Source organism: Thiohalophilus sp. (genome assembly GCF_034521165.1).
Lineage (GTDB): Bacteria > Pseudomonadota > Gammaproteobacteria > UBA6429 > Thiohalophilaceae > Thiohalophilus.
In genome coordinates this window covers 52,081-72,959 of the sequence record NZ_JAXHMV010000014.1, presented here as the reverse complement: position 1 = coordinate 72,959, position 20,879 = coordinate 52,081, and the positions used below count along the sequence as shown (strand labels likewise).

Below are 20,879 nucleotides of genomic sequence, written 5' to 3'. Positions count from 1 at the left end.
TTGTTTATTCATGAGCAAATCAAACAAGTTTTTGGCCGGAATAAATACAATTTGCCAGAGAATTCCGCATGCCGGTGCTATGTGTCTTATCGAGCGTGTCAGTGACTGGGATCAGGACTCTATTACATGCAGATCCCGCACACACGTTGATAGTAATAACCCATTGCGTAATAAATACAAACTGCCTATGTCCGCCTTGATTGAATATGGCGCACAGGCTATGGCAATTCATGGCAGTCTGGTGAACGAACAACAGAGCGGCTCTCAAGGCGGATATCTTGCCGGATTGAAAGACGTTTATCTTGTTGATGGTGATTTGTCGGATATTCCTGACGAACTTGTTATCATTGCCAGCAAGATCTATTCCGATGGAAAGAATATGATTTATGAGTTTTCAGTAACTGTAGGTGTAACTACACTGGCATCGGGGCGCGCTACAGTATTTGGTAATATCGTAAACGGAGAACAGTCATGAAACGCGCTTTGGTCACTGGTGGTAGCGGAGATATTGGTGGGGCGATTGCCCGATCCCTTGCTGCTTCTGGCTGTTTTGTCTATGTACATGCAAATTCCAATTATGAGCAGGCCGAGCGCACGGCGGAGGACATCCATCACAATGGCGGTCATGCCTGTCCCGTTCAGTTTGATGTTACTAACAGAGATGAGACAAACGCCAGACTTGAAGAGCTTCTCGAGGCCGGCCCCATTCAGGTACTGGTTAACAATTCCGGTATTCATGATGATGCGGTAATGGCTGGAATGCAGGGTAGACAGTGGGATAATGTTATTGATGTAAATCTCACCGGCTTTTTTAATGTCACTCAACCCCTTCTTTTACCCATGATAAAAACCCGTTGGGGGCGAATTATCATTATTTCATCGGTTGCCGGAGTTATGGGAAACCGTGGTCAAGCCAACTATGCTGCCGCCAAGGCGGGGTTGATTGGTGCTTCCAAGTCGATGGCCCAGGAAATGGGATCGCGTGGTATTACTGTCAATGTTGTCGCACCGGGTATCATCGAAGGCGCTATGACAAAGGAAATATTTGATAAGGACACGATAAAGCGCCTGGTGCCGATGTCGCGATCGGGTAAGCCGGAGGAAGTTGCCAGCGTAGTTGCATTTTTGGCCTCTGAGGCTGCCGGCTATGTTTCCGGACAGGTTATCGGTGTGAACGGCGCTATGATATAAACGCGGGGCTTTATTCATTGTGAACCTGGCGATTATCTGGCACTAATGCGCGATAGCCAGGCTCTGTTATGGGTTATTCTGGAGTATATGAGGCCTGTAATATACCAGTGCAGTAAAATTGCTTCACCGATGTATCTTGCGATCATTTTCTTTGAGTTGATTGTATTTGCCGGACAGAGGCTAACCTTAAATCCGAATTGCCTGGCCATGGAGCCAGCGCGCGCAAGATGGTAAGGGCTCGTGATCAGGATGATCTTCAGGTCGCTAGAAGGAAAACTTTCGCGAAGTTGTGCGAGATTTTCCAACGTATTGCGTGATTGTTCCTCGCAATGAATCTGTGCAGGTTTTACACCCTGTTCTATCAGATAGTCCGCACCCGCGCTTGATTCGCTGATTTCCGAATCCGTGGTAATCCCGCCTAACAGATAAAACTCGAGATGGCTGTTCTTGTCATAAAGCTGGTATGCGGTTTCCAGTCGTTCTATGTATTCTCGATCCGGCTTGTTGTTTTTCAGTTGTTTGCCAAGTATCACCACGAAATCGTAGTCTGCACGGCATGTTGCCGCTCTGACTGTTTTTCTGACATACAAGAGGCTCCCCAGTAGAGAGATTCCGAGGGTCATAATAATGACCAGTGTGGAGAGCAGACCCATAAGATAACCGGCATATTCAGGTTTGCCCTGATAATCGGGTAATAATCGGGGTTTGATTGCCGAGCGATACAGGCCTTGCGGATACATTCCTCGCAGTAGCAGATGTCGGGCTACCATGAGCGTAATCAGTGTGATATCCCTGACCCCTCGAAAGTGACTTGGACGCGCATCCTGGGTATAGATCGCCGGTATGCTGACAGCCTTGCTCTTGATGCCCCGTTGCGCTGCCTTGATTAGAATCTCACTCTCGAAAACAAAGCTGCTACGTTTCGAAGTGGATATTTCAAGATCCTCAAACAGCCGGGCAGGGTAGACCCTGAACCCGGACTGACTGTCGGACATCGGGTAACCCGCTGCCCAGGCCAGCCAGAAGTTGGCAATCCGGTTGGCATAGTAGCGTTTTGCCGGGATTGCCGACTTGTCCGACAGACGTGCCCCGATAATGATATCGTCCGGATGTTGTTCCAGTTTACTGAGCAAGCGTGGAATGTCAGACGGAGCATGCTGGCCGTCCCCATCGAGCGTTATGTAATAGTCGACCTGGTGTTTTCTGGCTTCCTGGATGCCATCCCAGAGGCTTGCCGCCTTCCCCTGGTTTTGTGCGTGTTCAATCAGTTTGATTGGTAGATCTTTAACCACCTGCGACGTTTCATCCTGTGATCCGTCATTCACGACGATCACAACATTAGAAAACTCTAATGCGGATTCGACAATATCGCGTAGTGTTCTGGCCTCGTTAAAAGCAGGAATAATGATGGCGTAGTTGCTGGACATGTAACTGAAGAATTTTATACACTATTTTAGTGCTAGTTTAGCATATATAGTACAACACAAAATATAGACAGGAGGGAAAATGAAACTCTGGAAATGGATGATGATGGGGTTGCTGGTGACCGTTGCCGCACTGGCAGGGTGTCGTTCGAATCCGGTTATGAATGTCGATGATGCTGCAATTTCTCTGCAGAACGAACCTTCGATAGAACAGGTCGAAAAAGCGATAATTCGAGCTGGTGCCTCGCTCGGTTGGAATATCAAGAAGCTGGCACCGGGCAAGATGGAAGGGCGTCTCATGCTCCGAAGCCATGTTGCTGTAGTGGATATTACTTATGATACCAAGAGTTATTCGATCGAGTATAAGGATTCCACGAATCTCGATTACGACGGAACCAATATCCATTCCAATTACAATGGCTGGGTGCAGAACCTCAATAGAAACATCCAGCAAGAACTCATGATGCTCTAATTGAGTAATGCCTGTTGTAAAAGGGCGGTATCCCCGCCCTTTTTTAATGCTTCCACATAAGTTATAACTGGTCTTGGCGAGGGTGTTGACCATCGTTGATTAAGTCGTGGTTTTAAATATCTTTTCAGGTATCGTGGAGAAGCGCGTAACTGAGCGAGCTAATCCTAGATAATCTTCCAGTTTTCTTTTTCCAGCATCCGTATCAGTCTGATTAACGGTAGGCCGATCAGGGTATTGGGATCGTCACCTTCGAGTTTTTCGAACAGGGCGATGCCCAGCCCTTCGGACTTGAAACTGCCGGCGCAGTTGTAGGGCTGCTCTTTGTCTAAATAGTTTTCAATCTGGCTGTCATCCAGCTTTCTGAAATGGACCTTGAAGGGCACCACGTCACACTCGGCATGATCGGTAGTGCTGTTATAGAGGCACAGCCCGGTGAGGAAAGTGACTGTCTTGCCGGAAGCGGCGCGCAGTTGTTCGACGGCCCTGGCGTGATCGCCGGGCTTGCCGAGGATTTTGTTGTCTATCACCGCGACCTGATCGGAGCCGATGATCAGTGCGTCGGGAAATTGTCCGGCCACCGCGCGGGCCTTGGCTTCGGCAAGCCGTCTGACCAGTTGCTCGGCGGACTCATCGGCCCGCGCCGTTTCATCCACCTTTGGGGAGGCGGTATCAAACGGCACACCGAATTTTTCCAGGATGGCCTTGCGAAACGGCGAAGTGGAAGCGAGGACCAGCTTATTACTCATAGACAAATATCTTTCATTGTTTGAAGTTTTCTATCACCACGAAGACACGAAGCCACGAAGAAAACCAGAAATAATGACTTCTTCGTGTCTTTGTGTCTTCGTGGTGAGATCTTGTTTTTTATTCTATCTCCACCAGCGCCTCGTCCGGGTTGACGCTTTCGCCCTTGGTGACGTGGATGGCCTTGATGATACCTTTTATCGGCGCCTGGATCTCGGTTTCCATTTTCATCGCTTCGGTGATCAGTACCGGATCGCCGGCCTCGACCTCGTCACCGACGTTGACCAGCACATCGACGATGGTGCCGGGCATGGAGGTGGAGACGTGGCCAGGGGTGGTGGCCCGGGGACGCTTGCCGGCGGCGGAACGGGCGTGGCGTTCATCACCGCCTTCGCCACCGAGAGCGATCTCATCCAGCGATTCGAGCAGGATCTCTTCGGGCACCCCGTCAACGGTAACGTAGTAGGGGCGCAAATGTTCCTTGGGATAACCGCGCCCGGTCAGCTTAATGTGATAACTCTCGCCGTGCAGGGTGACGTTGAACTCGGTGGCGGCCTTCTGGCCATTGGCGTTATTGACGTTGGGCGGCTCGAGCGGCTCGGGGATCAGCTTGCCGTCCTCGCGCTGTTGCAGAAAATCGCGCCCCAGTTCCGGGAACATGGCGTAGGTCAGCACATCCTCTTCCGATTTGGCCAGGGGGCCGATCTCCTTGCGCAGTTTGTCCATTTCCGGCGGGATCAGATCGGCGGGGCGGCATTTGATTACCTCCTCGTTGCCGATGGCCATGTGCTGTACCTGCGGGCTGATCTCGCCCAGTGCCTGGCCGTAGCGGCCCTGCAGATAGTGTTTCACCTCGTTGGTGATGGTCGCATAACGCTTGCCGGCGAGCACATTCATCACCGCCTGGCTGCCGACGATCTGTGAGGTGGGCGTGACCAGTGGCGGATAACCCAGTTCCTTGCGCACCCGCGGGATCTCCTCGAGGACTTCATTCATGCGGGTGAGGGCACCCTGTTCTTTTAACTGGTTCGACAGATTGGAGATCATGCCGCCGGGGACCTGGTTGACCTGCACGCGGGTATCCAGGCCGGTGAATTCGCTTTCGAACTGGTGATACTTCTTGCGCACCTCGCGAAAGTAAAACCCGATCTCCTGCAGCAGCGGCAGGTCGAGTCCCGGATCGTATTCGGTATCCTTGAAGGCGGCGACCATGCTCTCGGTGGGCGGATGGCTGGTGCCACCGGAGAACGAGGAGATAGCGGTATCGAAACCGGTGGCGCCGTTTTCCACCGCCTTGTAGTGACACATGTCCGCCAGCCCGGCGGTGGCATGCGAATGGGTGAACACCGGGATATCCAGCTCGCTGACCAGCGCCGAGACCAGTTGCGCGGTGACCGGCGGGGTTAACAGTCCCGCCATGTCCTTGATGGCGACGCTGTCGCAGCCCATCTCCTGAATCTCCTTGCCCAGCTGTACAAAGCGATCAAGGGTATGAATGGGGCTGGTGGTGTAACAGATGGCACCCTGGGCATGCTTGCCGCTTTGTTTGACCGCCTCGACCGAGACGCGGATATTGCGCAGATCGTTCATGGCATCGAAGATACGAAAGATGTCCATGCCCTTATCCGCGGCCCGGGCGACGAACTCGCGCACCACATCGTCAGCGTAGTGGCGATAGCCAAGCAGGTTCTGACCGCGCAACAGCATCTGCAGTTGCGTGTTGGGCAACGCCTCGCGCAACTGGCGCAGTCGCTCCCAGGGATCCTCTTTTAAAAACCGCACACAGGCATCGAAGGTCGCACCGCCCCAGACCTCCAGCGACCAGTAACCGACCTGATCGAGCTTCTCGCAGATCGGCAGCATGTCCTCGGTGCGCATGCGCGTGGCGATCAGAGATTGATGCGCGTCGCGCAGGATAGTATCGGTAATCTTGACCTTGGGCATGGATGAGTCCTGTTTTTAATGTCTTTTTAACGCAGAGGTCTTAAAACAATTTTGAATTTTTAATGCTGAATTTTGAATTACACGTTGGCATTAATTCAAAATTTAAAATTCAACATTCATAATTGTAGTTCACAGTCCCATGTTCGCCGCGATCGCCGCGGCGATGGTGGCGGCGATGGCGCGATCGTCGCGCCGCTCGGAGTAGTCGATCAGCTCCGGATGGGATTCGACGAAGCTGGTATTGAAATGCCCGGACTGAAATTCGGCGTTGCGCAGGATTTCCATATGATAGGGAATGGTAGTCTTGACGCCGTAAACGCCGATGTCCTGCAGCGCGCGCAGGGAACGGTCGATGACGCCGTCCCAGGTCGGGGCCCAGACGATGAGCTTGGCGCACATGGAATCGTAATAGGGCGGAATCTCGTAACCGGTATAGATGGCGCCGTCGGTGCGCACGCCGGGGCCGCCGGGGGCAAAGTAACGGGTGATACGCCCGAAGCTGGGCAGAAAGTCGTTTTTCGGATCCTCGGCGTTAATGCGAAATTCAATCGCGTAACCATTGCGCCGGATGTCCTGCTGGCTGAAGCTCAGGGTCAGCCCCGAAGCGATGCGGATCTGTTCCTGCACGATATCGACCCCGGTGATCGCCTCGGTGACCGGGTGTTCCACCTGCAGGCGGGTATTCATCTCCATGAAATAGAAATTCTCGCCACTGTCCATCAAAAACTCGACCGTGCCGGCATTGGTATAGCCGACCGCCCCGGCGGCGCGCACGGCCAGATCGCCGAGCAACTGGCGCTGCTCGTCGGTGAGTTGGGGGGAGGGGGCGATTTCCAGCAGTTTCTGGTGGCGGCGCTGGATGGAGCAGTCCCGCTCCAGCAAATGGATGACGTTACCGTGCTGGTCGGCCAGGATCTGCACCTCGATATGGCGCGGATTGCCGATGTATTTTTCGATAAACACCTCGGCGCTGCCAAAGGCTTTTTCGGCCTCGGAGATAACCCGGCCGTAATTGCGCCGCAGTTCCTGCTCGTTGTCGCAGCGGCGGATGCCCCGGCCACCGCCGCCGGAGGTGGCCTTGAGCATGACCGGATAGCCGATGGCACTGGCCACGTTCACGGCGTCGTCCAGATCGGCGACATTGCCGTCGCTGCCGGGGGTGACGGGGACCCCGGCCTTGCGCATCAGGTCGCGGGCCCGGGTCTTGTCGCCCATCTGGCGGATGACCCGCGACTCGGGCCCGATGAAGTGGATATTGCGCCGGGCGCAGATTTCGGCCAGCTCCGGATTTTCCGACAGGAAGCCGTAACCGGGGTGCAGGGCGTCACAGCCGGTCGCCACAGCCAGATTGACCAGCCGGTGGGCGTTGAGATAGCCGGCGACGGTGTCCGGGCCCAGGCTGTAGGCCTCGTCGGCCTTTTTGACATGCAGGGCGTAGCGGTCGGCTTCCGAATAGACCGCCACCGATTTGATGCCCAGTTCGGCGCAGGCACGGATGATTCGCACCGCGATCTCGCCGCGGTTGGCTATCAGGATTTTTTTGATCATCTAATGCCTTACAATCTGTATGCCAAACGCCCCGACACCGGGACTTCTCTGTGTAAGTGAACCCTCGGGGCCTGTCAAGTCGCCGCGATCCGAGCCGGGATCGCCCGGCGCTGATTGGGCGCGGCCCAGGCTGCGGCGAGGGTCACGGAACAGCCCGATATTCAAGGAATTTTTTGACAGCATGCTGATCCGCCGATACAATTCGCGGCCTATGTCAAGACGGCAAGATCGGCTGCCGGTACAGGTCGACCCCTACCGCCTGGCCGAACAGGGCCGGGAATATGATGGGGAGTTGCCCCTGCGCCAGATGAAGCGTCTGTTGCCTCTGTTGGCCACAGAAAGCGGTGCAGCGGCGGTCAGCCTGCGTTTCGGGGTGGATGAGATGGGCGTGCATTATTTGCAGGGCACCATCCAGGTCGATCTCAGCGTACCGTGCCAACGCTGTCTTGAAGCCATGAGCTGTCCGGTCGACATTGACCTGGCGCTCGCGTTTGTAGGTTCCACGGCCGAGGCGGATCGCCTGCCGGGGGGCTATGAACCCTTTATAGTAGAATCGGTGCCCGTGGTGCTGGCGGATATCATCGAGGATGAATTGCTCCTCGCCCTGCCACAGATACCGATGCATGAATTACAGGAATGTCCGGCCCGGGACTATGTGGCGCCGGAGGAAGAACAGGACAAGGCCGGTCAGGACAACCCGTTTCAGGTTCTGGCCGATTTGAAAACACCGGATAAAGGTTAAACGAGGTAATCCAGATGGCTGTTCAGCAGAACAAAAAATCCCCGTCCCGGCGTGGCATGCGTCGTTCCCACGATGCATTGACCGGCGCCGCACTGTCGATCGAACCGACCACGGGGGAAACCCACCTGCGTCACCATGTCAGCCCGGACGGCTACTACCGTGGCCGCAAGGTTGTCGACAAAGGCGAATAACGCGCCATTGCGCGGGTGCCTGCCCCTGGCAGGCGGTTATAGCATGACACGATAACAACAGGGATACGGGACATGGACTTTCCATGTCCCGTCTTTGCTTGGAACGCTGAAATTTTCGAATCGACAGCCTGATGACCGACACTTCGATCACAATTGCACTGGACTGCATGGGCGGTGACCACGGCCCCGATGTCGTTGTGCCGGCGGCGTTCAAGGCACTTTCCCGACACCCGCAAATGCAGCTGATTCTGGTGGGTCAGGAACCGGTGATCGAAAAAGCGATTGCGGCGCAAAAGAAAACCAGCGATCGACTGACTATCCAGCATGCCACCGAAGTGGTGGAGATGGATGAGCTGCCTTCCCAGGCCCTGCGCGGTAAAAAAGATTCCTCCATGCGCGTGGCCATCAACCTGGTCAAGGAAGGCCGGGCGCAGGCGTGCGTCAGTGCCGGTAATACCGGTGCCCTGATGGCCACCGCCCGGTTTGTACTGAAGATGCTGCCCGGCATCGATCGTCCCGCCATTTGCACCACCTTGCCGACCATCGAAGGTCATACCCATGTGCTCGATCTGGGCGCCAATGTCGACTCCGATGCGCAAACGCTGGTCGAGTTCGCGGTAATGGGTTCGGCATTGACCGCCGCGGTGGATAACAAATCGGAACCGACCATTGGCCTGCTCAATATCGGCGAGGAAGAGATCAAGGGTAACGAGCGGGTCAAGGAAGCGGCACGTTTGCTGGCCAAGAGCAATCTCAATTATATCGGTTACGTCGAAGGCGATGGCATTTTCAAAGGCGCCGCCGATGTGATCGTGTGTGACGGTTTTGTGGGTAACGTCATGCTCAAAACCACCGAGGGTGTGGCCAAGATGATCAGTTATTATATGAAGCAGGAGTTCAGGCGCAATCCGCTGACCCTGCTGGCGGGCCTGATCGCCATGCCGGTCCTCAAAGCCTTCAAAAAGCGTATCGATCCTCGTGAATATAACGGCGCCAGCCTGCTGGGGCTGCAGGGCATCGTGATTAAAAGTCACGGCAGTGCCGATTCCTATTCTTTTGCCACCGCCATCTCCGAGGCGGTGCTGGAAGTGAACAAGAATGTCCCGGCCCGGATCACCCGGGTATTGGAGAGCCAGTTGGCAGAGAGGCAGGCAAGTTGATCTATTCACGCATAACAGGGACCGGCAGTTACCTGCCCAAAAAGATTCTGACCAATCAGGATCTGGAAAAGATGGTGGAAACCTCGGACGAATGGATTATCGATCGTACCGGGATCCGGGAACGCCATATCGTGGAGGACGAGACTACCTGCGATCTCGCCGAACAGGCGTCACGGCGTGCGATTAAAGCCGCCGCCCTGGAGCCGGCCGACATCGATATGATCATCGTCGCCACTACCACGCCCGATCGGGTCTTTCCCAGCACCGCCTGCCTGTTGCAGCAACGACTGGATATTCACGGCTGCCCGGCATTCGATATCCAGGCGGTCTGCACCGGTTTCGTTTATGCCCTGAGTGTTGCCGATCTCTATATTAAATCCGGTGCGGTCAAAAATGCGCTGGTGGTAGGCGCCGAAACGCTTTCCAATATTATTGACTGGAGCGATCGCAGTACCTGTGTGCTGTTCGGTGACGGCGCCGGCGCAGTCGTCCTCTCCGCCAGTGATGAACCGGGCGTGCATTCCACCCACATTCATGCCGACGGCCAGTACAAGGAACTGTTGACCGTACCCGCCGGGATCGCAGAACATCCGCAGCAGTTCAAGGACGGCAGTGCCCGGATTGTGATGAAAGGCAACGAAGTCTTCAAGGTGGCGGTCAATACGCTGGGTCGTATCGTCGATGAAACCCTGGCGGCCAACAACATGGACAAGTCCATGATCGACTGGCTGGTGCCGCATCAAGCCAACATTCGCATCATCGCCGCCACCGCGCGCAAACTGGATATGTCGATGGATAACGTCGTCGTCACCGTCGGCGAACACGGCAACACCTCGGCCGCCTCCATCCCGCTGGCCTTCGACATCGCCGTGCGCGACGGACGGATCAAGCGCGGCGAGCTGATCATGCTGGAAGCCTTTGGCGGCGGCTTCACCTGGGGCTCGGCGTTGCTCACATTCTAGATTGGTGGAAGGAACGCGAAGGACGCTAAGACGCCAAGAACGCAAAGTAAAATAATATAAATTTTGTTATGTACAGTTCACTAACCGGTATCTCAAGCATCGAAGCTTTTGTGCAATGAATAATAAATCCTTTGCGACCTTTGCGTCTTTGCGTTCTTTGCGTTATTCCCAGAATTTCATGAAAAGAGGTTATTAATGACACTGGCGTTTGTTTTTCCCGGGCAGGGTTCACAGTCACAAGGCATGTTAAAGGATCTGGCCGCGGCATATCCGCAGGTCGGCGAGACTTTCGCGCAGGCGTCGGAGAAGCTCGGATACGATCTGTGGCAGGTCGTGCAGGACGGGCCGGCCGAGGATTTAAACCGGACCGATATCACCCAGCCGGCGATGCTGGCGGCGGGGGTGGCCACCTGGCGGGTCTGGCAGGAGAAGGGCGGGGCGATGCCGGCGGTGATGGCCGGGCACAGTCTGGGTGAATACAGCGCGCTGGTGTGTGCCGGCAGTCTGGATTTTGCCGAGGCGATCGGCCTGGTGGCCGAACGCGGATGCCTGATGCAGGCCGCCGTGCCGGCCGGGGAAGGCGCCATGGCAGCAATCCTGGGGCTGGATGATGACGCCGTGCGCCAGGCCTGTGAGGCCGCGGCCGACGGCGAGGTACTGGCGCCGGTCAACTTCAATTCGCCCGGCCAGGTGGTCGCCGCGGGAAACAAGAGCGCGGTCGAGCGCCTGGTCAACGTGGCAAAAGAACGTGGCGCCAAGCGCGCCCTGGTGCTGCCGGTCAGCGTGCCGTCCCACTGCAGCCTGATGCAGCCGGCCGCCGACAAGCTGGCCTCCGTGCTGGAGCAGATCGAGATCAAGGCACCGCAGGTCCCGGTGATCAACAATGTGGATGTCGCCGCCCCCACCGATCCGGCCGCCATTCGCGACGCCCTGGTACGCCAGCTTTATAACCCGGTGCGCTGGGTGGAGACGATCCAGAAAATGGCCGCCGACGGCGTGGACCGCCTGATCGAATGCGGCCCCGGCAAGGTGCTGGTCGGTCTGAATAAACGGATAGATAAAAATATGCTCGCTGAAGCTATGTTTGATTCAGCTTCAATTGAAGCTGCGCTTCAAACAGGGGGCGAGTAGCGAGATACGAGGTTGTAGGAGCGGCTCTGCCGCGATTCTGGACTATCGCGGCAGAGCCGCTCCTACAACCAGACACGAATTAAAAGATTAACCACCAGGGCACCAAGACACGAAGATTGAGTATTAATATTGTTACCTTGGTGTCTTAGTGTCTTGGTGGTGAAAAGGTTTATATTCAGCCACTGACCAACAGGGGAAAGTGATGACATTGGAAAACGAAATTGCGTTTGTCTCCGGCGCCAGCCGCGGTATCGGTCAGGCGATCGCACTGGAGCTGGGACGTCAGGGCGCCAGCGTGGTTGGCACGGCGACCTCCGACGGCGGTGCGGAGAAGATCACCGCTTATTTAAAAGAGGCCGGGATCGACGGCATGGGCGTGATGATGGATGTCACCGACACCGCCAGTATCGATGCCGCCCTTAAACAGGTGGAAGAAAGCTATGGCGCCCCGAGCATTCTGATCAATAACGCCGGTATCACCCGCGATAACCTGTTGATGCGCATGAAAGACGCGGAGTGGGAAGATATTATCAACACCAACCTGAATTCCATTTTCCGTCTGACCAAGGCCTGCCTGCGGCCCATGAGCAAGGCCAAAAAGGGCCGGATCATCAGCATCGCCTCGGTGGTGGGGGTCTCCGGCAATGCCGGGCAGACCAACTATGCCGCGGCCAAGGCGGGGGTCATCGGGTTCAGCAAGTCGCTGGCCCGGGAAGTGGGCTCGCGCGGCATCACCGTCAACGTGGTGGCACCCGGCTTCATCGACACCGACATGACCCGGGCCCTGCCCGAGGCGCAGCGTGAGGCGCTGCTGGGGCAGATCCCGCTGGCCCGTCTCGGCGATCCGGCGGAAATCGCCCAGGCCGTGGCCTTCCTGGCCTCGCCCGGCGCGGGCTACATCACCGGCGAGACGCTGCATGTCAATGGCGGGATGTATATGGCATAACGCCTGTAAGTTCATGAATTTAAAAGAGTAAAATGAGCGCCAAAGTGCGGTGTGTTTAACGTTCTGGAATGTGGCATATTGACCCTGATTTCACTACAATAGCGGCCGCACACAGCGCTCAGGGCTGAAAGTTTCAAACATCAAGAGGATCAAAACACATGAGCAGTGTTGAAGAACGTGTAGAAAAAATCGTCGTCGAACAGTTGGGCGTAAAAGCGGACGAGGTGACCAAGGAAGCCTCTTTCGTTGACGATCTGGGCGCAGATTCACTGGATACCGTGGAACTGGTGATGGCTCTGGAAGAAGAGTTCGAAACCGAAATTCCGGATGAAGATGCCGAAAAGATTACCACCGTTCAGCAGGCTATCGATTACATTAACAACAACGTTAAGTAATCGACCTGCTAAGCGTTTTTGCGGGCCGCACCACGTTAAACTGTGAGTGCGGCCTTTTGCTTATTCTGTTTCGCCACTTGTAGCGACAACTGGTAAGAGGACTCAGCGTGTCAAAGCGTCGTGTTGTTGTTACCGGCATGGGGATGCTGTCTCCGGTCGGCAATAACGTCAAAACAGCCTGGGAAAATATTCTGGCCGGCAACAGCGGCATTGGCCCCATCGAGCATTTCGATGTCTCCGATTTCGCCGTCCGCTTTGGTGGCTCGGTGCGGGATTTTGATGTCACCAGCGTGATGTCCAGCAAGGACGCGCGCAAGATGGATACCTTCATCCATTACGGCATCGCCGCCGCTATCGAGGCGATCGAGGACAGCGGGCTGGAAGTCACCGAGAGCAATGCCGAACGTATGGGCGTGGCGATCGGTTCGGGCATCGGCGGTCTGGGCACCATCGAAAAAAATTACGAGGCGTTTGAGAAGGGCGGACCGCGCAAGTTTTCGCCGTTTCTGATTCCTGCCACGATCATCAACATGATCTCCGGTAACCTGTCGATCCGTTACGGCTTCAAGGGTCCGAATATCGCGCTGGTTACCGCCTGTGCGACGGCGACCCACAGTATCGGTGACGCGGCCCGCCTGATCGAATACGGCGATGCCGATGTGATGATCGCCGGCGGTGCCGAGATGGCCACCACCCCCTCCGGACTGGGTGGCTTTGCCGCCGCCCGCGCCCTGTCCACGCGCAACGACGATCCGCAAACCGCCAGCCGTCCCTGGGATCAGGAGCGCGATGGTTTCGTATTAAGCGATGGTGCCGGTGTGGTCATCCTGGAAGAATACGAGCAGGCCAAAGCCCGTGATGCGACGATTTATGCGGAAGTGACCGGTTATGGTATGAGCGGCGATGCCTATCACATGACTTCGCCGTCGGAAGGCGGTGAGGGCGCGGCCCGCTGCATGAATGCGGCATTGAAAAATGCCGGCATCAATCCCGAGCAGGTCAACTACATCAATGCCCACGGTACCTCGACCCCGGCCGGCGATGCCGCCGAAGTCGCCGCCGCCAAGCGCACCTTTGGCGATCACGCCTACAAGCTGGCAATGAGTTCGACCAAATCCATGACCGGTCATCTGCTGGGCGCGGCCGGCGGCATCGAGGCGATCTTTACCTGCCTGGCGATTCGCGATCAGGTGGCCCCGCCGACGATCAACATTTTCAATCCGAGCGAAGACTGCGATCTCGACTTCGTCCCCGGCGAAGCCCGGCAGATGAAAATCGACACCGCACTGTCCAACTCGTTCGGCTTCGGCGGTACCAACGGCACCCTGGTCTTCCGCAAACCGGAATAGGTTCTCAGTCAAAAACTGAAAAAGAGATTCACCACCAAGACACGAAGACACGAAGTAACAATAAAAAAGTTTGCCACGGAAAGGACAGTGATTTAATCGCTAAAACAAAAAACGTGCAGTTGATTTTGCATGTTTTGTTTCCGGAATAATATTCCTTTGTGTCTTGGCGTCTTGGTGGTAATTCTTTTATTTTGAGAATTAAACACATGCCAAGCACAGTATCCCAACCGGTCGACCTGCTGGCATTACACCGCCTGAACCCCGAACGTTACCCCTTTTTGTTGCAAAGCGCCGTGGTGGCCGAACCGCGACCGGCGACGGCGCGCTACGATATTCTGTTTGCGTTTCCCGGCGACAGCTACGCCCTGTGGGCGGACAATCGCATTACCCGTAACGGGGAAGCGTATGGCGACGGCGATTTTCTGACCTTGCTGGATCGGCTCTGGCGTGAGGAACAAACCGATACCGATATATCACCTGATCTGCCCTTTACCGGCGGCTGGTTTGTTTATCTGGGTTATGAGGTGGCCGCCCAGATCGAGCCGCGACTGGATCTGCCAAAGGATGATGAGCAACCCGTGGCCGTACTGACACGGATTCCGGCGGCAGTGATCCACGATCATCAGACAGGCCAGACCAGCCTGGTGGCCGAGCCCGCACAGAAATCGATACTGGCACGGATTGAGCAGGACATTGCCCGTACGGCCGAGAAGACCCGCGACCGCCTGCCGACGCAACAGATCAACATGGACGCCGATGATCCGCAGCATTATCTGCGCGGCGTCGAGCGGGTCAAGCATTACATCGTCGAAGGGGATGTGTTTCAGGTGAATCTGTCGCGTGGCTGGCAGGGTGAGGTGAAACCGGCACCGGCCGACGCGGATCTCTATCAACAATTGTGTCAAACCAATCCCGCGCCGTTCGCCGCGCTGGCACAACTGCCGGGCCTGAACGTGATCAGCTCCTCGCCTGAACGACTGGTGAAAATCTCGGGCGGGCGTATCGAAACCCGGCCGATTGCGGGAACGCGCCCACGGGGCCGGGAACAACACGGCGATACGGCCAATCTGCAGGAACTGATCGGCCATCCCAAAGAGCGCGCCGAACATATCATGCTGATCGATCTGGAACGCAACGATCTCGGGCGGGTCTGTGAGCCGGGCAGTGTCGAAGTCGATGAGCTGATGGGACTGGAGACCTATGCGCACGTCCATCATATTGTTTCCAATGTCACGGGCCGGTTGCGCAAGGACGTGACACCCGGCGAGGCCATCCGTGCGGTGTTTCCCGGTGGGACGATTACCGGTTGTCCCAAGGAGCGCTGTATGGCGATCATCGCCGAACTCGAACAGGTCCCGCGCGGCGCCTATACCGGTTCCCTGGGGTATCTGAATCACAACGGCGATCTCGATCTGAATATTCTGATCCGCACCATCACCCAGCAGGGCGAACACCTCGCCTTGCGCGCCGGCGCCGGGCTGGTGTTCGATTCGATCGGTGAAAACGAACTGCAGGAAACCGAACACAAGGCGCGCGGTATGTTGCTGGCACTGGGCGCCGTAAGCTGATGCTGGGCTGTCGGATCAACGGCCTCGACAGCCGGCAACTGGAGATCACCGATCGCGCCTGCCAGTACGGCGACGGCCTGTTTGAAACCCTGGCGGTACGTAACGGCAAGGTGGAATTTCTCGAGGCGCATCTGCAACGACTGGCGCAGGGGGCGCAACGACTGGGCATCCCGCTGCCCGATGGCGCCCGGTGGCGGGCCGATATCCGGGAACTGCTGGTCGGGCGCCAGCAGGCCGTGCTGAAACTGATGCTCACGCGCGGCCCGGGCGGACGGGGTTATCGGGCCCCGGCCCAACCGGCCGCGAACCGGATCGTCATGCTCCATCCCTGGCCGGTGCACCCGATCGAATATACCGAACAGGGCGTACGGCTGCGTTTTTGCCGCACCCGCCTGGCCGTGCAACCGCAACTGGCGGGGATCAAACACCTCAACCGGCTGGAACAGATCCTGGCGCGCCGCGAGTGGGAGGATGAAACAATCCAGGAAGGGCTGATGCTGGATACCCGGGACCGGGTGATCGAGGGCACCATGAGCAATCTTTTCTGGTTAAAGGATGACACATTGCATACCCCGGACTTATCAGCCTGCGGTGTTCAGGGTATTATGCGTCAACAGATCATCGATCTGGCCCCGACACTGGGCCTGGAGGTGCAGGTCGATGACACGACCCGCCAGGCGCTGGACGAGGCGGATGGTCTGTTTTTAACCAACAGCGTCATCGGCCTGTGGCCGGTGCGACAACTGGAAGAGCGGTGGCTTGATCCCGTCCCGCGGATCAAACAGCTTCAGGATAAACTCGACGCAGTACGATGGCAGCATGCGGAATCTGATTTTTAGGCTATTGGCCGCTGGCATAGTGAGCGCGGCCCTGGTTGCTGGCGCGTTCTGGATAGATTATCGCGATTATCTGTCCTCACCCCTGTCCCTGCCCGATGAGGCGCCACTGACCTTCGAGATCAAAGCAGGCTCCAGCCTGAAACGTGTGGTGGATAACCTGGCCGAACAGGCGGTTATCGAAAAGCCCCGTTACATCCTGCTCAACGCCCGCCTCACCGGTAAAGGCACCCAGATCCATACGGGCGAGTATCGACTTGAACCCGGGATGACGGTTCAGGATTTTCTGGACCTGCTGTATCAGGGAAAAGTCATTCAATATTCCCTGACCCTGATCGAGGGGTGGAATTTTAAACAGATGATGGCCGCGATTCACACCACGCCGCAGCTGGAACAAAAAACCCTGGGACTGTCGGACGCAGCGATCATGCAGGCGATCGGTCACGGCGATGAACACCCGGAAGGTCGCTTCATGCCGGATACCTACCGCTTCACCCGCGGAATGAGCGATGTGGCGATTCTCAAGCAGGCCTACAACGCCATGGCTGACTACCTGGAAGAACAATGGCCGCAACGGGCCGTCGGACTGCCCTATGAGACAGCGTATGAAGCGCTGATTATGGCCTCGATCGTGGAAAAGGAAACCGGCGTCCCCGAAGAGCGGGATACCATCGCCGGCGTGTTCGTCAACCGGCTGGAAAAACGCATGCGTTTGCAGACCGATCCCACGGTCATCTATGGCATGGGCGACGATTATGATGGCAATATCCGACGTCGCGATCTGCGCAACGACACACCCTATAACACCTATACCCGTGGCGGACTGCCGCCGACCCCCATCGCCATGCCGGGGCGCGAGGCGATTCATGCCGCGCTGCATCCTGATGAGACGGAGTATCTCTATTTCGTTTCCCGCGGTGACGGCAGTCACTATTTTTCCAAAACCCTGAAAGAACATAACCAGGCCGTGATCCAATACCAGCTCAAGGGCCGCAAACGTTCCTTCTCTTCCTATAAAAATAACGAGGACGATAATCAATGAGCGGTTATTTCATTACCGTCGAAGGCGGGGAGGGCGCCGGTAAAAGCAGCAACCTGGGTTTTATCGAAGCCTGGCTGCGCGAGGCCGGCAAGCAGGTGGTGATGACCCGCGAGCCGGGTGGCACCGTGCTGGGCGAGCGCATTCGTGAACTGTTACTGGATGCCAGTCAAAATTCGATGAGCGTGGATGCCGAGCTGCTGCTGATGTTCGCGGCCCGGGCCCAGCATCTTGAGCAGGTGATCAAACCGGCGCTGGCGGAAGGTCAATGGGTGGTGTGTGACCGGTTCACCGATGCCACCTACGCCTACCAGGGCGGCGGGCGCGGCGTTGATTTTCAGCGTATTGCCCAGCTCGAACAATGGGTGCAAAGCAATCTGCGCCCGGACCTGACCCTGCTGCTGGACATGCCGGTACAGCAGGGGCTGCAACGGGCCGGTCAGCGCAGCACGCCGGATCGGTTTGAACGGGAACAACAACACTTTTTCGAGCGGGTGCGCGAAACCTACCTGATCCGCGCCCGCCAGGAACCCGCCCGGTTTCGGGTGATCGATGCGGCCCCGGCACTGGAACAGGTACAGCAACAGATTGCCGCGGTATTATCGGTTCTGCTATGACGATCCCGGTCAGTCAATGGCATGTCAACGCCTGGCAGCAGCTGCAGGCGGGCCGCCGGCAGCAGCGCCTCCCCCATGCGCTGCTTGTCAGCGGCGAGGCGGGGATCGGCAAGGCGGCATTCGCCGACCGGCTGGCCGCCTCGCTATTGTGTGAGCAACCGCGCGAGGACGGCCAGGCCTGCGGGACGTGTCCCGCCTGCCAGCGGCTCGCGGCCCAGACCCACCCGGATCGGCTGCGGCTGGAACCGGAGGAACCGGGCAAGCCAATCAAGGTCGACATGGTTCGCCAGCTTATCCAGCATCTCTCCCTGACCGGCCACTATGGCGGCTACCGGGTGGTCACCGTGGAACCGGCCGAGATGATGAACACCAACGCCGCCAACGCTTTCCTCAAGACCCTGGAAGAGCCGCCCGCCAGCACGCTGCTGATCCTGATTACGGCCTCACCGGCCCGGCTGCCGGCCACCATCCGCAGCCGTTGCCAGCCAATGCGGCTGACCAGCCCCGATCCGCAAACCGCCCTGGCGTGGCTGCAACAGGAAGCCCCCGACAGCGCACCGCAGGAGGCCGAGCTGGCCCTGCGGCTCGCCGCCGGCGCACCACGGCTCGCGGCGCACTATTTGCGTGAAGGCTGGCTGGAAGTGCGCCAGCAGCTGATCGAGGCGCTGATCGGCTGCGCACACGGTCGTACCGATCCGCTGGCCGCCGCGGCCACGGCACAGGAAGCACTCAAGCTGGATCGCCAGTTGCCGATACACTGGATGTATCACTGGGTTGCCGATTTGATCCGGCTGGCCTATGATGAGAACAATATTAAAAACAACGACATGACAGGGGAGTTGCAGGCACTTCCCACCCCGGTGGAATACAGCGCTCTGCATCACTTGCTGGACAAACTGCAACAGGCCCGGCGTCTGACCGAAACGACCATCAACCCGCAGTTGCTGTGGGAAGATCTGATGATCGACTGGGCTGGCTTATTCAGCGCCCGGCGCGTCTGAACAGGACACACGAACGAGGAATTCTATGGTTGCGGCACCTCCCAAAGCCCCCGGCGGCGGACGACAGGGCATACTCTCGTTGACCATCAAGGACAAGAGCGCACTCTATGCCGCCTACATGCCGTTCGTAAAAAACGGCGGCCTGTTCATTCCCACCAACAAGAGTTACAACCTCGGCGACGAGGTGTTCATGCTGCTGACCCTGATGGAAGAGAAAGAAAAACTGCCCGTGGCCGGCAAGATCGTCTGGATCACCCCCAAAGGTTCACAGGGCAACCGCGCCGCCGGCATCGGCGTGCAATTCAGCGAACAGGACGGCGGCAACGCCCGCACCAAGATCGAAACCTACCTGGCCGGCGCCCTCAAATCCGATCGTCAGACCCACACTATGTAAAGAACAGGGCCGAGGTACGAGTGACGAGGGCCGAGTAAAAGAGCGGTTTTGTTTTCCTCGTTACTCGTCCCTCGTACCTCGTCACTATTCTGTAGTATCATGCTCGGCCAAATTCATCGGAAATTGTAAGCTAATATGTACCTGGTCGATTCCCATTGCCATCTCGATCGCCTGGATCTGGAACCGTTCGACGGCCAGCTGGAAGGCGCGCTGCAAAATGCCCGCGAGCACGGGGTAGAGCATATGCTGTGTGTCTGCATCAACATGGAAAACCGCACCGACGTACTGGATGTGGCCCGCCAGCACGATTTCATCTCCGCCTCGGTCGGCGTGCATCCCAATGAGGATGAAGGCCACGATCCGGATGTTGATGAACTGGTCAAACTTGCTGAAGACGAAAACATCGTCGCCATCGGCGAAACCGGCCTGGACTATTTTCGCAGCGAAGGCGATCTGGAATGGCAGCGCGATCGCTTCCGTCGCCACATTGCCGCCGCCAAACAGAGCGACAAGCCGCTGATCATCCACATGCGCGATGCGACCGAGGATACCCTGCGGGTTCTTAAAGAGGAGAAGGCGGACGAGATCGGCGGCGTCATGCACTGTTTTGTCGAGGACTGGGAGACCGCCAAAAAGGCGCTGGATCTCAACTTCTATATCTCCTTCTCCGGCATCGTCACCTTCAAAAGCGCCCGGGAACTGCAGGAAGTCGCCAAAAACGTCCCGGCTGATCGCTACCTGGTTGAAACCGATTCCCCCTATCTCGCCCCGGTTCCCTACCGCGGCAAAAGCAATCAACCGGCCTGGACCCGCCATGTGGCCGAGTTTATTTCGGGATTGCGCGAGACACAAGTCGAGACGATTGCAGAACAAACCACCAACAACTATTTCGAGCTGTTTAAACATGACAAAAAATAAATTTGAAGTTGCTGAAAGCGAAATTCACGGCAAGGGCCTGTTTGCCACCGCGCCGATCAAGAAGGGCGAGTTTCTGGGTAATCTCAAGACCCGTGCGGCCAAAAAAGACGGACCCTATGTGCTGTGGTGCGACGATGGCAAGGGACGTGAGGTGATCTGTGATTTTCGGTTTATCAATCACTCGCGCAAGGCCAATGTCGCTTATTACGACGATCTCACCGTGATGGCACTCAAAAATATCAAGCCTGGCGAGGAGCTGGTGCACAATTATGGGGATGAGTGGGAAGAGTAAACGTGGGGGGTGCCG

At 56.9% G+C, this 20,879-nt stretch carries 23 protein-coding genes; 19 read left to right on the top strand and 4 right to left on the bottom strand.

Features of this window, described 5'->3' with window-relative positions:
- Window positions 1-10: 10 nt before the first annotated feature.
- Window positions 11-475: a hypothetical protein gene (locus tag U5K34_RS13605; RefSeq protein WP_322568943.1), complete on the top strand. Its 465-nt coding sequence runs from the start codon at window positions 11-13 to the stop codon at window positions 473-475.
- Window positions 472-1,191, top strand: coding sequence for a 3-oxoacyl-ACP reductase FabG (gene fabG, locus U5K34_RS13600; RefSeq protein WP_322568942.1), 720 nt, complete (start codon window positions 472-474; stop codon window positions 1,189-1,191). Before U5K34_RS13605 ends, fabG (U5K34_RS13600) begins: the two co-directional genes overlap by 4 nt.
- Window positions 1,192-1,223: 32 nt before the next feature.
- Here the strand turns inward: fabG (U5K34_RS13600) and U5K34_RS13595 are convergent, their stop codons facing one another.
- Entirely contained in the window at window positions 1,224-2,618 is a 1,395-nt protein-coding gene (locus U5K34_RS13595) for a glycosyltransferase (protein WP_322568941.1), read from the bottom strand.
- Window positions 2,619-2,697: 79 nt separating this feature from the next.
- On the opposite strand from U5K34_RS13595, the gene U5K34_RS13590 reads away from it, so the two are divergent.
- Window positions 2,698-3,087, top strand: a complete 390-nt coding sequence (locus tag U5K34_RS13590) for a hypothetical protein (protein ID WP_322568940.1) — start codon at window positions 2,698-2,700, stop codon at window positions 3,085-3,087.
- A gap of 164 nt (window positions 3,088-3,251) precedes the next feature.
- Here the strand turns inward: U5K34_RS13590 and U5K34_RS13585 are convergent, their stop codons facing one another.
- The 3 genes from U5K34_RS13585 to U5K34_RS13575 all read right to left on the bottom strand — a co-directional run bounded on the left by U5K34_RS13585 (window position 3,252) and on the right by U5K34_RS13575 (window position 7,323).
- The gene (locus U5K34_RS13585; RefSeq protein ID WP_322568939.1) at window positions 3,252-3,833 is read right to left on the bottom strand and encodes a nucleoside triphosphate pyrophosphatase; all 582 of its coding nucleotides are present in this window, start codon (window positions 3,831-3,833) and stop codon (window positions 3,252-3,254) included.
- Window positions 3,834-3,951: 118 nt separating this feature from the next.
- Window positions 3,952-5,775 (bottom strand): sodium-extruding oxaloacetate decarboxylase subunit alpha, encoded by a 1,824-nt coding sequence (gene oadA / locus U5K34_RS13580; protein WP_322568938.1) that lies wholly within the window; start codon window positions 5,773-5,775, stop codon window positions 3,952-3,954.
- A 129-nt stretch (window positions 5,776-5,904) separates the two neighbouring features.
- The gene (locus U5K34_RS13575; protein WP_322568937.1) at window positions 5,905-7,323 is read right to left on the bottom strand and encodes an acetyl-CoA carboxylase biotin carboxylase subunit; all 1,419 of its coding nucleotides are present in this window, start codon (window positions 7,321-7,323) and stop codon (window positions 5,905-5,907) included.
- Window positions 7,324-7,534: 211 nt separating this feature from the next.
- Between U5K34_RS13575 and U5K34_RS13570 the strand changes: the two genes are divergently transcribed.
- From U5K34_RS13570 to U5K34_RS13495, 16 genes are all read left to right on the top strand, one after another.
- A complete protein-coding gene (locus U5K34_RS13570) occupies window positions 7,535-8,065 on the top strand; it encodes a YceD family protein (protein WP_322568936.1) in 531 nt (176 codons plus the stop codon).
- Between the two features lie 14 nt (window positions 8,066-8,079).
- Window positions 8,080-8,256, top strand: a complete 177-nt coding sequence (gene rpmF / locus U5K34_RS13565) for a 50S ribosomal protein L32 (protein WP_310692544.1) — start codon at window positions 8,080-8,082, stop codon at window positions 8,254-8,256.
- Between the two features lie 131 nt (window positions 8,257-8,387).
- Window positions 8,388-9,416, top strand: a complete 1,029-nt coding sequence (plsX, locus tag U5K34_RS13560) for a phosphate acyltransferase PlsX (RefSeq protein WP_322568935.1) — start codon at window positions 8,388-8,390, stop codon at window positions 9,414-9,416.
- The gene (locus tag U5K34_RS13555; protein ID WP_322568934.1) at window positions 9,413-10,378 is read left to right on the top strand and encodes a beta-ketoacyl-ACP synthase III; all 966 of its coding nucleotides are present in this window, start codon (window positions 9,413-9,415) and stop codon (window positions 10,376-10,378) included. The genes plsX and U5K34_RS13555 overlap by 4 nt, the downstream gene beginning before the upstream one ends.
- Before the next feature lie 195 nt (window positions 10,379-10,573).
- A complete protein-coding gene (gene fabD / locus U5K34_RS13550) occupies window positions 10,574-11,509 on the top strand; it encodes an ACP S-malonyltransferase (protein WP_322568933.1) in 936 nt (311 codons plus the stop codon).
- Between the two features lie 202 nt (window positions 11,510-11,711).
- Window positions 11,712-12,455, top strand: a complete 744-nt coding sequence (gene fabG / locus U5K34_RS13545; RefSeq protein ID WP_322568932.1) for a 3-oxoacyl-ACP reductase FabG — start codon at window positions 11,712-11,714, stop codon at window positions 12,453-12,455.
- A 158-nt stretch (window positions 12,456-12,613) separates the two neighbouring features.
- Window positions 12,614-12,850 carry an acyl carrier protein gene (gene acpP / locus U5K34_RS13540; RefSeq protein ID WP_322568931.1) on the top strand — a complete coding sequence of 79 codons (237 nt, stop codon included), beginning with the start codon at window positions 12,614-12,616 and terminating at the stop codon, window positions 12,848-12,850.
- Between the two features lie 107 nt (window positions 12,851-12,957).
- Window positions 12,958-14,199: a beta-ketoacyl-ACP synthase II gene (gene fabF, locus U5K34_RS13535; protein WP_322568930.1), complete on the top strand. Its 1,242-nt coding sequence runs from the start codon at window positions 12,958-12,960 to the stop codon at window positions 14,197-14,199.
- A 206-nt stretch (window positions 14,200-14,405) separates the two neighbouring features.
- Complete coding sequence (locus tag U5K34_RS13530; RefSeq protein WP_322568929.1) at window positions 14,406-15,767, top strand: aminodeoxychorismate synthase component I; 1,362 nt, start codon at window positions 14,406-14,408, stop codon at window positions 15,765-15,767.
- Complete coding sequence (gene pabC / locus U5K34_RS13525; protein ID WP_322568928.1) at window positions 15,767-16,606, top strand: aminodeoxychorismate lyase; 840 nt, start codon at window positions 15,767-15,769, stop codon at window positions 16,604-16,606. The genes U5K34_RS13530 and pabC overlap by 1 nt, the downstream gene beginning before the upstream one ends.
- A 19-nt stretch (window positions 16,607-16,625) precedes the next feature.
- Window positions 16,626-17,645, top strand: coding sequence for an endolytic transglycosylase MltG (gene mltG, locus U5K34_RS13520; protein WP_322568927.1), 1,020 nt, complete (start codon window positions 16,626-16,628; stop codon window positions 17,643-17,645).
- On the top strand, window positions 17,642-18,259 hold the full coding sequence (gene tmk / locus U5K34_RS13515) for a dTMP kinase (protein WP_322568926.1): 618 nt from the start codon (window positions 17,642-17,644) through the stop codon (window positions 18,257-18,259). Before mltG ends, tmk begins: the two co-directional genes overlap by 4 nt.
- Window positions 18,256-19,260: a DNA polymerase III subunit delta' gene (locus tag U5K34_RS13510; protein ID WP_322568925.1), complete on the top strand. Its 1,005-nt coding sequence runs from the start codon at window positions 18,256-18,258 to the stop codon at window positions 19,258-19,260. The genes tmk and U5K34_RS13510 overlap by 4 nt, the downstream gene beginning before the upstream one ends.
- Window positions 19,261-19,285: 25 nt before the next feature.
- The gene (locus tag U5K34_RS13505; RefSeq protein WP_322568924.1) at window positions 19,286-19,654 is read left to right on the top strand and encodes a PilZ domain-containing protein; all 369 of its coding nucleotides are present in this window, start codon (window positions 19,286-19,288) and stop codon (window positions 19,652-19,654) included.
- Window positions 19,655-19,789: 135 nt separating this feature from the next.
- Window positions 19,790-20,572 carry a TatD family hydrolase gene (locus U5K34_RS13500; RefSeq protein WP_322568923.1) on the top strand — a complete coding sequence of 261 codons (783 nt, stop codon included), beginning with the start codon at window positions 19,790-19,792 and terminating at the stop codon, window positions 20,570-20,572.
- Window positions 20,559-20,864 carry an SET domain-containing protein gene (locus tag U5K34_RS13495; protein ID WP_322568922.1) on the top strand — a complete coding sequence of 102 codons (306 nt, stop codon included), beginning with the start codon at window positions 20,559-20,561 and terminating at the stop codon, window positions 20,862-20,864. The genes U5K34_RS13500 and U5K34_RS13495 overlap by 14 nt, the downstream gene beginning before the upstream one ends.
- Window positions 20,865-20,879: the final 15 nt, after the last annotated feature.